Below are 12,687 nucleotides of genomic sequence, written 5' to 3' on the forward strand. Positions count from 1 at the left end.
AGCCGGGGGAGCGCGGGGCCCTTGGGGAGGTGGAGAGGCTTGAGTGACACGGGAGTCCTTCCGTGGCCGGTGGGGGTGGAGGCAGTATTCCGGCAGGAAAGGCGCCGCGGCTACAGCTTCTCGGGCTTCTCGGCGGCGTGATCCGCGAGGACCTCCTCGATGACGTGCCGCGCGGTCCGCGCGATCGACTCGTTCCTCGTCCGGTAGTACGGCAGCTCGATGAGCGCGATCGACAGGGCCCAGCCGCGCCCTCGCGCCCAGGTCGCGTCGTCGACGTCCAGGGCGGCGCGGAACTCCTTACGCGCCTGGCCCGTCAGCAGGCTCCACGCCGTGATCAGGTCGACGGCCGGTTCGCCGGTGCCCATGCAGCCGAAGTCGATGACGGCGCTGAGGCGTCCGCCCGTGGTGAGCAGATTCCCCGGCTGCAGGTCGGCGTGGACCCAGACGGGCGGGCCATGCCACTCGGGAGCCCGCAGGGCGGTCTCCCAGGCGGCGGCCGCCGCGCCGGTGTCGATGACACCGTCCAGTCGGGCGATGGCGTCGCGGGTGTCCCGGTCGCGCGGGGCGAGCGGACCGGGGCGGTACGCGGTGGGCAGGCCGGTAGGCTCGACCCGGTGCAGCGCGGTCACGAACCGCGCCAAGTCCGCCGCGAGCAGCTTCGGTTCGGGGACACCGCCGATGACCGGATTCGCCCCGTCGAGCCAGCGGTAGACGTACCAGGGCCAGGGATAGCCATCGCCGGGCTCGCCCTTCCCCAGCGGCGCGGGCACGGCGAAGGGGACCCGCTGGGCGAGCCGCGGCAGGTGCTCTACCTCGGTCCGTACGTCGTCGACGCCTCCCGCGACGCGGGGGAGCCGCACCGCCATGTCGTCGCCGATGCGGTAGATGGCGTTGACGGTGCCGTTCGACTCGACGGGCGTGACGGTGAGCGAGGCCCACCGCGGGAACTGCGCGGCGAGCAACCGCCGTACGAGCGCCGCGTCGATGTCGGCTTCGTCGGCGTGCATCTTGGCCGGGGGCATGGGGTGACCTTCGGGAGAAAGTACGGCGGACAGCGCGTCGGACGAGTCACCACTCACGAGCGGCGATCAGCTCCTCCGCGTCCGCGTCCGCGAAGCCGTACGCCGACGCCACGAAGGCGAAGGTACAGCGCGTCCAGGTCGGCGGGCCGCTCGGACTCGATCCGCGCGCAGAGCCCCAGCAGGATCGCCTTCCCCTTGTCGAGGAGGTGATCGGGGTAGTACGAGTCCCCGTAGAGCTCCCCCAGAAATCCGTGCCCGACCACCTGCTGGTTGCTCACCGGCATGACGATCCCCCCCTGCCTTCTTCGTTCCGTGCTTCTTGTTCCTCGAAGATCCGACGGACACTTCGATGATGCACGACCCCACTGACAACGCCCGCTCACCCCGAAGCGATCTGCCCCGCGGTGAAGGTGATCCCCTCGGTCCCGGTGCCGCCGCGGCTGATCCACCAGCGGGCCGGGACGTTCTTCCGGGACCAGGTCAGGACGAGCTCGGCGGATGCACCGCCGAAGGCGCCCGCCGTGGCGATGCCGATCCGGCGGTCGTAGGGCTTCAGCGTCTTCCCGGCGTACCGCTTCGGCCCGTTGATGCGCACGCTGTGCCGGTCGCTGCCCAACAGGCCGCCGCCGCGGCCGTGCAGGACGACGACGCCCTTCAGGTCCTTGGCGAGGATCGCCTCCATGTCCGTGCCGTACTTGGTGATCAGGTCGTCCTTGCCGTCACCGTTCAGATCGGCCGCCTCCAACTGAAGGCCGAGCGCCTCCGATCCCCGGACGGTCTTGGTCACCGGGGCGGCATAGCGCTCACGGGAGCCGTACGCGACGACGATCGGGGCGAGGTCGTGCGGCGTGGCGGAACCGTCCACGGCCTCGTTGTTGCGGCTGCCGCTGTCACCGATGGCGATGTCGCCCCTGCCGTCCCCGTCGAAGTCGCCGAACGCGGTCAGATCGCCCAGGGGCAGCCGGTGTTCGGCGCCGGGGAAGCGGCGCCCGTCCGCGCCGCCGAGCAGCAGCGTCGCGGCGGTCTGCTCGCCGTCCCCCGAAGGCTGGACGATCAGATCGGTCGCCGCGTCCCCGTTCATGTCACCGGCGGTGAGCCCGCCGATGTCGTCGTGGCAGCAGTCGCTCCCGGCCACCCGCGAAGGCACCCGCCAGTCAAGGGACGTACGGGCCGCGGCGCCGTCCCGCGTGAAGGGCCCGTACCGCACTTCGAGCCGGTCGTCCCGTGGCACGGCGAGATCCGTGCGGCCGTCGCCGTCGAAGTCGCCGGGCTGCCCCGGAAGCGTCGCGGGCTCGGTCGTCGCGGCCAGCGGGGTCGGCGTGGCGGCGGGGTCGGGACCGCCGGGGCCGCCCCAGACCACGGACCGCTCGGGGACCGGCTGCGGTCCGCCGGTCGCCGCCGGGTCGTCGGCCACCGCCATGAAGAGGCCGACGAGATCCGCGTACCCGTCCCCGTCGAGATCGCCCGTACGGACCGGTCCGTACGGCGAGAACCGTGCGCCGGAGGCGGGGACGACCGTACGGGTGGCGGGGTCGAGGCCCTTCCGGGAGCCGTAGACCACGGTCAGCCTGCTCCTCTTCTCGTACGTCACCGGGAGCACCAGGTCACCGTGCCCGTCCCCGTTGACGTCCGAGGACAGTTCGCTGCCCTTGCCGCGCGGCACGTCCGCCGTCGCGGGCTTCCAGGCGGGCAGCGAGAGATCCCGCTTCCCCGGCTTCGGCCGCGCGGAGTCCTCGGAGCCCTCGCCGCCGGCCGCGCAGGCCGTGGCGAGGAGACCGCAGCAGAGGAGCACGGCGGAGGCGCGGAGCACACGTCGGGTCATGAGGCCTCACCTCACACCGGGGGAGCGGGGCGGCACCAGGTAGTGATCACCTTCGTGCCAGGACCGTTATGACTCGGCCTCATGACGCATCCCTTACGCCTCAGCCCTGTTGGCCGGGCCCTTACGACCCATCCCCGCCGAGCAGCCCCAGGAAATCCCTGAACGCCCCTGCCATGTCCACCGATTCGGGGTCAAGGAGCCACTGGTACTGGAGCCCGTCCATCACCGCGACGAGCAGCGGCGCGGCCGCCTCCGGGGTGAGGCCGCCGGGCAGCCGGTCCCCGTACTCGGCGCGCAGCACGTCCGCGAACTTCTCGCGCACCGAGCCGTACCGCCCGGTGAAGTACTCGCGCGCCGGATGCCCGTCCGTCACGCTCTCGCCGAGCAGCGCCGAGAAGGTCTGGATGATGCCGGGGCGCATCGCGTTGTACTCGACGAGCGAGCCGAGCAGATCGAGGCGGATCTCGTTGGTCGGCACCGCGTCCCACTGGTCGCGGGCCTCCAGGACGGCGACGAGCAGCGCCTCCTTCGTGGGGAAGTAGTGCAACAGGCCCTGCTGGGTGAGGCCGACCCGCTCGGCGACGGCACCCAGGGTCGCGCCGCGGTAGCCCCGCTCGGCGATCACCTCGAAGGCGGCCCGGAGGATCTCCGCACGTCGCTCCTCGCTCCTGGCCCTGCTCCTGGCCTTGGGCGCCATGGCACCTGCACCTGCCTCTTCGCGTTCCTGAGTCGCCTGCTCGCAGACCGTACGCCACCGTGATGCTCCCCCAACTATAACGGCGAGATAACTAAATCTACCGATCTACAGGTAGCCGGTGCAGGATGGAGGGAACGTACGGAACGGACTCCAACGAGGAGGTACCGCCATGGCGGGAACACAGGGCCCCGGAGCCACCCGCGCCGACCAGGCGCGCGAGGCGGCCGTCGAGACCGCGCTCGGCACGCTGGATCTGGACGCCAAGGCCCGGCTGCTCGGCGGCCGTGACATGTGGTCGCTGCACGCCCTGCCCGAGATCGGCCTTGAGCCCCTCGTGATGTCCGACGGCCCGATCGGCGTGCGCGGCATCCGCTGGACCGCCGACGACCCGTCCATCGCGCTGCCGTCCCCGACCGCGCTCGCCGCCACCTGGGACCAGGACCTGGCCCGCCGCGCCGGCACCCTCCTCGCCCAGGAGGCCCGCCGCAAGGGAGTCCACGTCCTCCTCGCGCCGACCGTCAACCTGCACCGCTCACCGCTCGGCGGCCGCCACTTCGAGGCGTATAGCGAGGACCCGTACCTGACGGGCGTCATCGGCACCGGCTATGTCCAGGGCGTGCAGTCCGGCGGCGTCGGCACGACCGTCAAGCACTTCGTCGCGAACGACGCCGAGACCGACCGCTTCACCGTGGACAACCTGATCTCCCGACGCGCCCTGCGCGAGCTGTACCTGGCCCCCTTCGAGGCGATCGTCACCAACGCCCACCCCTGGGGCATCATGACCGCGTACAACCAGGTCAACGGCGCGACGATGACCGAGCACCGCTACCTGGTCAATGAAGTCCTGCGCGGCGAATGGGGCTTCGACGGCTACAACGTCTCGGACTGGATGGCCGCCCGCTCCACCAACGGGGCCATCGACGGCGGTCTCGACGTCGCCATGCCGGGACCCCGGACCGTGTACGGCGATGCGCTCGCCGAGGCCGTGCGCGCGGGCGAGGTCAAGGAGTCGACGGTCGACGAAGCCGTCCGCAACGTCCTGCGCCTCGCCGCCCGCGTAGGCGTCCTCGAAGGCGCCGAGCCCGTCGTCACCGATCTGCCCGCCGAGATCGACGGCGAGGCCCTCGCCCGCGAGATCGCCCGCCGCGCCTTCGTCCTCGTACGCAACGAGAACGGCACGCTGCCCCTGGAGCGCACCGCGTCCGTCGCCCTCATCGGCGCCGCCGCACGCGACGCCCGCGTCCTGGGCGGCGGCTCCGCGACCGTCTTCCCCGCGAGGGTCGTCTCGCCGCTCGACGGTCTGACCGCGGCGCTCGGCGCCGACCAGGTGACGTACGCAGTCGGCGCCGACCCGAGCGACGAACTCGCCCCCGCCGACCAGGGGTTCGAGCTGCGCGCCATCTGCCGCGACGCGGCCGGAAACGTCCTGGGCGAGGGCAGCCTGCCCTCCGGGCAGGTGCAATGGATCGGCGACGACCTGCCCGACGGCGTCACCCACGAGGCGATGGCGAGCATCGAGGTCGTCGGCACGTTCACGCCGCGCGAGAGCGGCGAGCACTCCTTCGGGACGCGTGGGCTCGGCGCCTTCAGGCTCACCGTCGCCGGCGAAGTCGTCTTCGACGGCGAGCAGGTGATGGGGGCCGAATCCGACCCCTTCGAGGCGTTCTTCGGCTCCCCGGTCGAGCGCGCCAAGGTGAACCTGACGGCGGGCGAGACGGTCGAGGTCTCCCTCCACCACGGCCTCGACAAGGGGTACGCCCCGCCGCTGCCCGGCGTCGTGTTCTCCTTCGTCCACCTCGGGCCGCGGCGCGACCCCGACGAGCTGATCGCCGAGGCCGTCGAGGCCGCCCGGGGCGCCGACACGGCGGTCGTGGTCGTCGCCACCACCGAGCGGGTCGAGTCCGAGGGCTTCGACCGGCAGGACCTGCGCCTTCCGGGCCGCCAGGACGACTTGGTGCGGGCGGTGGCCGCGGCGAACCCGCGGACGGTCGTGGTCGTCAACTCCGGTTCCCCGGTGGAACTTCCGTGGCGCGACGAGGTCGTGGCGGTCCTCCTCGGCTGGTTCCCCGGACAGGAGGGCGGCGCGGCGCTCGCGGACGTCCTCACCGGCGACGAGGAGCCGGGCGGCCGCCTCCCCACGACATGGGGCACCCTCACGGGCGCACCGGTCACCGCGGTGACCCCGACCGACGGCCAACTCGCCTACTCCGAGGGCGTGTTCATCGGCTACCGCGCCTGGGAGAAGGAGGGCAGGACCCCTTCGTACGCCTTCGGCCACGGCCTCGGCTACACCGACTGGACGTACGAGTCCCTCACCGTGGAGGGCACGACGGCCACGGTCCGGGTCCGCAACTCCGGCAGGCGCGCGGGCCGCGAGGTCGTCCAGGTCTATCTGGCGCCGGCCACGCACGACGGCGAACGCCCGGTCCGCTGGCTCGCCGGGTTCGCGGGCGTCGAAGCTGCTCCCGGCGAGAGCGTGGAGGTGCGGGTCGACGTCCCGCCCCGCTCCTTCGAGATCTGGGACGAGGCCGCAAACTCCTGGGCACGCCAAGGAGGTTCGTACGAAGTGCAGGCGGGCCGCTCGATCGCCGACCGCCGCCTGAGCGAGTTGATCGTCGTGTGACGGTTCGGCGGTGGATCGGTGCGGGCCCCGGGGCGGTACCCCCGGGGCCCGTGGCGTGCGGGGCGGTTGTGGCAGACTCGCGGGCCGACAACAGCACGTTCGGGGGAGAAACACATGTACCCAGGTCAGCAGGGTCAGCCATACCCGCCTCAGCCCTATCCGCCCCAGCAGGGCCAGCAGTTCCCGCCCCAGCAGGGCCAGCAGCCGTATCCGCCCCAGCAGCAATATCAGCAGTACCCGCCCCAGCAGCAGTACCAGCAGTTCCCGCCCCAGCAGCAGTATCAGCAGCACCCGCCGCAGCAGGGCCAACAAGCCGTGGGCGACGGCATGATGGCGCCCGCGCCCGGTCTCAGCCCCGAACAGCGCGACCTGGTCCTGCGCATCCAGAACACCACGAAGGTGTTCGTGCTCGGGCTCTTCGTCGGCATCCCGCTCACCTTCGGCGGCGCCCACTTCGGCATCACCGAGAAGCCGCTGGGCTTCGCGGCCGTTCCCGTCGGCATCGTCGGCTTCGTGGTCGGCGTCATCTCGTTCCTCAAGATGAACGCCATGAAGCGGCAGCTCCGTTCGATCACCGCGGACGCCTGGCGCTCCCCGGTCGCCCATCTCCAGAGCGCCCGCAAGGCGGCCACGCTCGCGGCGTATCTCAACGGCCTGCTCGCCCTGCTCTCGCTGGCCGTCGCCGTGTTCCTGCTCGTCGCGGGCGCCGGCTGGGGCGCCTACGGCAACTCGTTCGGCTTCGGCGCCCTGATGCTCGGTGCGGCCATCCCGCTGGGCCAGGCACTCGCCGCCGCGTCCACCATCCCGCAGCTCCTGCGGGTGATCCCCGCGGGAGCCAGGGTCGGGCAGTCGCTCTACTCGGTGCTGCTGCTCCTCGGCATCATCGTCACGTTCCGCGGCAGCGGCTGGGACACCAAGGCCGTCGCGGCGGTCTTCACGCTGATCTGCCTGGGCGCGGTGACGCTGCTCGCCAAGGCGGGCAAGACGATGCGCGGCGAGAGCGGCTGAGAAGTTCTCAGCGCGCCAAGACCCCGCTTAGCGCACCAAGATCCCGCTCAGCGCACCGAAAACCCGTACACCGTCTCCGACTCGTACACCCCACCCGGCCGCAGCACCGTGCTCGGGAACTCCGGCCGGTTGGGGGAGTCGGGGAAGTGCTGTGTCTCCAGGGCGATCCCGTCCCCCGGCGCGAACGGCAGCCCCGCGTCGAAGTGGTCCGCCGTGTACAGCTGAAGGCCCGGCTCCGTCGTCGCCACGGTCAGCACACGCCCCGACGCCGGATCGCTCAGCTCCGCCGCCTCGACCGGCTCCGCGGTGACCCCCTTGTCCAGCACGAAGTTGTGGTCGAAGCCGGCCCCGGCCTTCCGCGCCGCCCGGAAGTCGAACCGCGTCCCGTCGACCTCCTCGTACGCCCCCGTGGGGATCTGCGCCCCGTCCGTCGGCGTGACGCGCGCCGCCGCGATCCGCACCTCGTGCCCGCCGGCGCCACCGCTGCCGGCCCCGGCCAGATTCCAGTACGTGTGGTTGGTGAGGTTCACGACCGTCGCCGCGTCCGTCGTCGCGCGGTAGGCGATCCGCAGCCCGCCCCCCTCGTCCAGCGTGTACGTCACCGAGACCGCGAGCCGCCCCGGATACCCCTCCTCGCCGTCCGGACTCACCCGGGAGAGCCGCACCCCGTGCTCGACCTCCGCCGCCTCCCACACCCGCTTGTCGAACCCGGCGTACCCGCCGTGCAGCGCGTTGGACCCGTTGTTCCGCGCCAGGCGATACGTACGGCCGTCCAGTTCGAAGGAACCCCCGGCGATCCGGTTCGCGTACCTGCCGACCAGCGCGCCGAAGTAGGGGCCGGGATGGTCGACGTACCCCTGAAGATCGTCGAACCCGAGCGCCACCGCCCCGCTCCGCCCCGACCGGTCCGGAACTTCCGCCGACTGGATGATCCCGCCGTACGTCAGGACGCGTACCCGCACCCCGCCCCTTTCCAGGGTCCAGCGATGGACGGGCGTGCCGCCGGGGAGCGTCCCGAAGAGTTCACTGCGCATGATCGCGACCCTACGCCGGGCCGCGCCGCGTCACCCTGCGGGATCCTTGGCCGGATTCTTGGCGGGGTTTTTGGCCTTCACCTGCCGGTAGGCCATCTCCGCGAGCCGCGACTGCCCGTCCTTGCTGGGGTGGAACCAGTCCCAGTGGCTCAACTGGTCGCCGTCGAAGCGGAAGTCGAAGACCGCCCCGCCGTCGTACCGGCAGCGCAGATCCTTCGCGCACACGTCCTTGAGCACGTCGTTGTACGCGACCACGCGGTCCTGCACCGTGTCCCTGCGCTGTGTCGCCTTCGCGTCCACGGCGTCCGGCTCCGCCAGCATCGAGGAGCAGATGCCCAGCTTCCACACCTGCTTGCCCAGTGGGTTGGTCCGCCCCTGGGACCAGAGCCGCTTCAGGTCCGGCACGGAGGCGACGTACACCTGCGTCTTGGGCAGCTCGCGCCGCAGCGTACGCATCGCCTCCTCGAAGTCGGCGCGGAAATCGGCGACCGGCGTCATCGCCTCCGCAGACGTGCGGCAGGCGTCGTTCGCGCCCGCCATCACCGTGATCAGCTCGGGGCGCTCGGCCGCGGCCTCCTCCAGCTGTCCGGGCACGTCTGCCATCCGGGCGCCCGTCTTCGCGTGGTTCCAGCTGTGCTCGGCGGCCCGGTCCTTCCCGAGCAGCCGGGTCGCCAGACTCTGCACCTCGGAGTCCGTGCCGGTCGCCCAGGAGACCTCGGGGCAGTCGGAGAGCACCGAGCAGGCGTCGAAGCCGCGGGTGATGGAGTCGCCGACCGCGGCGATGGAGCGCGGTGTCGAGTCCCAGGTGGGGGTCGGCTTGGGCTTCGGCTTCTTGTGCGCCGACGGGCCGTCGGGGGCGGGAGACGCGCCGCCCTGGGCGTCGCACGCGGTCAGGGCGGCGGCGCCGAGAAGAACCGCCGTCGCGGCGGCGACGGCGGCATGTGAGCGGTGCCTTCGGTTCCGCATCCCCGGGTCCCCTCTGTCGTCGGCTCTCTCGTCGGCGTACGCGAACTGAGCTATATGGCGCCCCGTCGGGTGAATGGTGGGCGATTCCTGGCTTTGGGACCGACGGTACGTCACACTCCTTGCGCCGCCGCACGGTAGCCTCGCCACCCAGTGGCACCCTCTTCTCGCGGTTCCGCTAAATTACATCACGTCACATCTGTCCCGTTTTCGGGAGTTTCTCGAATTCAGGGAACAACGCTCGGCACGGGCGCGAGGCCGCTGGGGAAGGCGAACCTCGACCCACACTGGAGGTCCCGGTGACGACACGTGGAGTTCTGTACGTGCACTCCGCGCCCCGCGCGCTGTGTCCGCACGTCGAATGGGCAGTCGCGGGCGTGCTCGGCGCGCGCGTCAACCTCGACTGGATCCGGCAGCCCGCGGCGCCCGGCAGCTGGAGATCCGAGTTCTCCTGGCGGGGCTCGGTGGGCACCGCGTCCAAACTGGCCTCCGCGCTGCGCGGCTGGGATCTGCTGCGCTTCGAGGTCACGTCCGAGCCGTGCGCCACGGCCGAGGGCGAGCGCTACAGCGCCACGCCCGAGCTGGGCATCTTCCACGCCGTCACCGGCATCCACGGCGACATCCTGATCCCTGAGGACCGGCTGCGCGCCGCCCTGTCCCGCTCCCAGCAGGGCGAGAGCGACCTGGAGGCCGAACTCGCCAAGCTCCTCGGCAAGCCCTGGGACGACGAGCTCGAGCCCTTCCGGTACGCGGGCGAGGGCGCGCCGGTGCGGTGGCTGCACCAGGTCGTCTGACGCGTACGAAAAGGGCCCCCACCGGTCGGTGGGGGCCCTTTTCGTACGCGTCCTGGGTCAGACCGTCCTGAACGCGAGCACCACGTTGTGGCCGCCGAAGCCGAACGAGTCGTTCAGCGCCGCGATCCGGCCCTCGGGCAGCGGGCGGGCCTCGTTGCGGACGATGTCCGCGTCGACCTCGGGGTCGAGGTTGTCGATGTTGATCGTCGGCGGGGCGATGCGGTGCTTCAGCGCGAGGACCGTGGCCACGGTCTCCACGCCGCCCGCGCCACCGAGCAGGTGACCGGTCATCGACTTGGTGCTGGAGATCGCCATGTGGTCGACGTCGTCACCGAAGGCCTTGCGCAGCGCCTTGATCTCGGCGACATCGCCCTGCGGCGTCGAGGTCGCGTGCGCGTTCACGTGCATGATCTCGGCGGGCTTCAGGTCGGTGTTGTCGACCAGGTTCTGCAGCGCCGCCGCGATGCCGTTGCCGGACGGCTCGGGCTGCGTGATGTGGTGGGCGTCGGCCGAGATGCCCTGGCCGACGGCCTCCGCATAGATCTTCGCGCCGCGGGCCTTGGCGTGCGCCTCGGACTCCAGGACGATCACGCCGGCGCCCTCGCCGAGCACGAAGCCGTTGCGGTCGGCGTCGTAGGGGCGCGAGGCGCCTTCCGGGTCGTCGTTGTTCTTGGACATCGCCATCATGTTGCCGAACGCGACGATCGGCAGCGGGTGGATCGCCGCCTCCGTGCCGCCCGCGACGACGACGTCGGCACGGCCGGTGCGGATCATCTCGATCGCGTAGCCGATGGCCTCCGCGCCCGACGCGCACGCCGACACGGGGGTGTGGACACCCGCGTGGGCGCCCAGCTCGATGCCGACGTTGGCCGACGGGGAGTTGGGCATCAGCATCGGCACGGTGTGCGGGGAGACGCGGCGTACGCCCTTCTCCTTGAGCACGTCGTACTGGTCGAGCAGGGTGGTCACGCCGCCGATGCCGGAGGCGATGACCGCGCCGAGACGGTCGGGGTCGACGCTCTTGTCCTCGCCGGCCTTGTCGGTGTAGCCGGCGTCCGCCCAGGCTTCCTTGGCCGCGATCAGCGCGAACTGCGCCGAGCGGTCCAGCTTCCTGGCCTGCGGACGCGGGATGATCTCGCCGGGCTCGACGGCGATCTGGCCGGCGATACGGACCGGCAGCTCGGCTGCCCAGTCCTGCTCGATCAGGCTCACACCCGAGCGGCCCGCGAGCAGACCTTCCCAGGTCGAAGCTGCGTCGCCACCCAGCGGTGTGGTTGCGCCGATACCGGTGACGACCACGGTGCGATTGGTCGAGTTCACAGGAAAATTCTCCACGGTGTTGAGGGGATCAGCGGCGCCACCGCCGGGTGGCGACTGAGCAACGACTGGATCAGCCCTGGTGCTCGAGGATGTACTTGGTGGCGTCGCCGACCGTCTTGAGGTTCTTGACGTCGTCGTCCGGGATCTTGACGTCGAAGCGCTCTTCGGCGGCGACGACGACCTCGACCATGGACAGCGAGTCGACGTCCAGGTCGTCGGTGAAGGACTTGTCCAGCTGGACGTCCTCGACCGGGATGCCGGCGATCTCGTTCACGATCTCGGCGAGACCGGCGACGATCTCTTCCTGAGTGGCGGCCATGTTGGCGCTCCTTCTTATGTATCCAGAGGGTGTGGCGGCTTCCGAACCGGACCGGATGATCCGGACGAGATGCCTAGGGGAGGGTAACGACCGTGGCGGCGTACACGAGACCCGCCCCGAAGCCGATGACGAGCGCAGTGTCGCCGCTCTTCGCCTCGCCGGTCGCCAGAAGCCGCTCCATCGCGAGCGGAATCGAGGCGGCCGACGTGTTGCCGGTGGTCTCCACGTCACGGGCGACCGTGACGTGCTCCGGCAGTTTCAGGGTCTTCACCATCGAGTCGATGATCCGCATGTTGGCCTGGTGCGGGATGAAGACGTCCAGGTCGTCCGGGCTCAGGCCGGCGGCGTCCAGCGCCTCCTTGGCGACCTTCGCCATCTCGAACACGGCCCAGCGGAAGACCGCCTGGCCCTCCTGCGTGATGGCAGGGAACTTGTCGGGCGCGCCCTTGCGGTACGCGTCCCAGGACTCGGTCTGCTTGATCGTCTCGGACTTGTCGCCCTCCGAGCCCCAGACCGTCGGGCCGATCTTCGGCTCCTTGGACGGGCCCACGATCACGGCGCCCGCGCCGTCGCCGAACAGGAAGGCCGTCGCGCGGTCCTCCAGGTCGGTGAGGTCGCTCAGCCGCTCCACGCCGATGACCAGGACGTACTCGGCGGAACCCTCGACGACCATGCCCTTGGCGAGGGTGAGGCCGTAGCCGAAGCCCGCGCAGCCCGCGGAGATGTCGAACGCGGCGGGCTTGCCCGCGCCGATCTTGTCCGCGATCTCGGTGGCGATGGCCGGGGTCTGCTTGAAGTGCGAGACGGTCGAGACGATCACGCCGCCGATCTGCTCGGGCGTGATGCCCGCGTCGGCGATCGCCTTGCCCGAGGCCTCGATGGACATCGCGGCCACGGTCTCCTCGTCGGAGGCCCAGTGGCGGGTCGCGATGCCGGAGCGGGAGCGGATCCACTCGTCGGACGAGTCGATCGTCTCGAGGATCACCTCGTTGGGCACGACACGCGTGGGCCGGTAGCCGCCGACGCCCATGATGCGCGCGTAAGGGGCTCCCTTACTGGGCTTGATCTTCGACATGCTCTCCAGG

General features: G+C 71.1%; 11 protein-coding genes and 1 pseudogene. 3 read left to right on the top strand and 9 right to left on the bottom strand.

Features of this window, described 5'->3' with window-relative positions; all coding sequences use genetic code 11:
• Window positions 1-110: 110 nt before the first annotated feature.
• From AB0G47_RS00785 to AB0G47_RS00800, 4 genes and pseudogenes are all read right to left on the bottom strand, one after another.
• The gene (locus tag AB0G47_RS00785; protein ID WP_360762519.1) at window positions 111-1,022 is read right to left on the bottom strand and encodes an aminoglycoside phosphotransferase family protein; all 912 of its coding nucleotides are present in this window, start codon (window positions 1,020-1,022) and stop codon (window positions 111-113) included.
• 46 nt (window positions 1,023-1,068) lie between these two features.
• Window positions 1,069-1,306 (bottom strand): annotated as a pseudogene (locus AB0G47_RS00790) (DUF5713 family protein).
• Window positions 1,307-1,401: 95 nt separating this feature from the next.
• Window positions 1,402-2,844 carry a VCBS repeat-containing protein gene (locus AB0G47_RS00795; RefSeq protein WP_360762522.1) on the bottom strand — a complete coding sequence of 481 codons (1,443 nt, stop codon included), beginning with the start codon at window positions 2,842-2,844 and terminating at the stop codon, window positions 1,402-1,404.
• A 121-nt stretch (window positions 2,845-2,965) separates the two neighbouring features.
• Entirely contained in the window at window positions 2,966-3,541 is a 576-nt protein-coding gene (locus AB0G47_RS00800) for a TetR/AcrR family transcriptional regulator (RefSeq protein ID WP_360762525.1), read from the bottom strand.
• Window positions 3,542-3,710: 169 nt separating this feature from the next.
• Here AB0G47_RS00800 and AB0G47_RS00805 point away from each other — a divergent pair, with 169 nt between their 5' ends.
• On the top strand, window positions 3,711-6,164 hold the full coding sequence (locus tag AB0G47_RS00805; RefSeq protein WP_360762528.1) for a glycoside hydrolase family 3 C-terminal domain-containing protein: 2,454 nt from the start codon (window positions 3,711-3,713) through the stop codon (window positions 6,162-6,164).
• Between the two features lie 114 nt (window positions 6,165-6,278).
• A complete protein-coding gene (locus AB0G47_RS00810) occupies window positions 6,279-7,172 on the top strand; it encodes a hypothetical protein (RefSeq protein ID WP_360762531.1) in 894 nt (297 codons plus the stop codon).
• Between the two features lie 47 nt (window positions 7,173-7,219).
• Here AB0G47_RS00810 and AB0G47_RS00815 read toward each other — a convergent pair whose 3' ends face one another.
• Together AB0G47_RS00815 and AB0G47_RS00820 are read right to left on the bottom strand one after the other, a co-directional pair.
• A complete protein-coding gene (locus tag AB0G47_RS00815) occupies window positions 7,220-8,206 on the bottom strand; it encodes an aldose epimerase family protein (protein WP_360762534.1) in 987 nt (328 codons plus the stop codon).
• 30 nt (window positions 8,207-8,236) lie between these two features.
• Complete coding sequence (locus AB0G47_RS00820; RefSeq protein ID WP_360762537.1) at window positions 8,237-9,172, bottom strand: SGNH/GDSL hydrolase family protein; 936 nt, start codon at window positions 9,170-9,172, stop codon at window positions 8,237-8,239.
• Between the two features lie 296 nt (window positions 9,173-9,468).
• Here AB0G47_RS00820 and AB0G47_RS00825 point away from each other — a divergent pair, with 296 nt between their 5' ends.
• Window positions 9,469-9,963 carry a DUF3145 domain-containing protein gene (locus AB0G47_RS00825; RefSeq protein WP_360762540.1) on the top strand — a complete coding sequence of 165 codons (495 nt, stop codon included), beginning with the start codon at window positions 9,469-9,471 and terminating at the stop codon, window positions 9,961-9,963.
• A gap of 57 nt (window positions 9,964-10,020) precedes the next feature.
• Here AB0G47_RS00825 and fabF read toward each other — a convergent pair whose 3' ends face one another.
• The 3 genes from fabF to AB0G47_RS00840 form a co-directional block, all read right to left on the bottom strand.
• On the bottom strand, window positions 10,021-11,283 hold the full coding sequence (gene fabF, locus AB0G47_RS00830) for a beta-ketoacyl-ACP synthase II (protein WP_360762543.1): 1,263 nt from the start codon (window positions 11,281-11,283) through the stop codon (window positions 10,021-10,023).
• A gap of 70 nt (window positions 11,284-11,353) precedes the next feature.
• The gene (locus AB0G47_RS00835; RefSeq protein WP_016642582.1) at window positions 11,354-11,602 is read right to left on the bottom strand and encodes an acyl carrier protein; all 249 of its coding nucleotides are present in this window, start codon (window positions 11,600-11,602) and stop codon (window positions 11,354-11,356) included.
• Between the two features lie 73 nt (window positions 11,603-11,675).
• Window positions 11,676-12,677 (bottom strand): ketoacyl-ACP synthase III, encoded by a 1,002-nt coding sequence (locus tag AB0G47_RS00840; protein ID WP_360762546.1) that lies wholly within the window; start codon window positions 12,675-12,677, stop codon window positions 11,676-11,678.
• Window positions 12,678-12,687 lie beyond the last annotated feature (10 nt).

Source organism: Streptomyces sp. NPDC021622 (assembly GCF_040640795.1).
Taxonomy (GTDB): domain Bacteria; phylum Actinomycetota; class Actinomycetes; order Streptomycetales; family Streptomycetaceae; genus Streptomyces.

Coding starts and splice junctions, on each gene's coding strand:
- AB0G47_RS00785 (WP_360762519.1), bottom strand. CDS start 1,022: ATGCCCCCGGCCAAGATGCACGCCGACGAAGCCGACATCGACGCGGCG.
- AB0G47_RS00795 (WP_360762522.1), bottom strand. CDS start 2,844: ATGACCCGACGTGTGCTCCGCGCCTCCGCCGTGCTCCTCTGCTGCGGT.
- AB0G47_RS00800 (WP_360762525.1), bottom strand. CDS start 3,541: ATGGCGCCCAAGGCCAGGAGCAGGGCCAGGAGCGAGGAGCGACGTGCG.
- AB0G47_RS00805 (WP_360762528.1), top strand. CDS start 3,711: ATGGCGGGAACACAGGGCCCCGGAGCCACCCGCGCCGACCAGGCGCGC.
- AB0G47_RS00810 (WP_360762531.1), top strand. CDS start 6,279: ATGTACCCAGGTCAGCAGGGTCAGCCATACCCGCCTCAGCCCTATCCG.
- AB0G47_RS00815 (WP_360762534.1), bottom strand. CDS start 8,206: ATGCGCAGTGAACTCTTCGGGACGCTCCCCGGCGGCACGCCCGTCCAT.
- AB0G47_RS00820 (WP_360762537.1), bottom strand. CDS start 9,172: ATGCGGAACCGAAGGCACCGCTCACATGCCGCCGTCGCCGCCGCGACG.
- AB0G47_RS00835 (WP_016642582.1), bottom strand. CDS start 11,602: ATGGCCGCCACTCAGGAAGAGATCGTCGCCGGTCTCGCCGAGATCGTG.
- AB0G47_RS00840 (WP_360762546.1), bottom strand. CDS start 12,677: ATGTCGAAGATCAAGCCCAGTAAGGGAGCCCCTTACGCGCGCATCATG.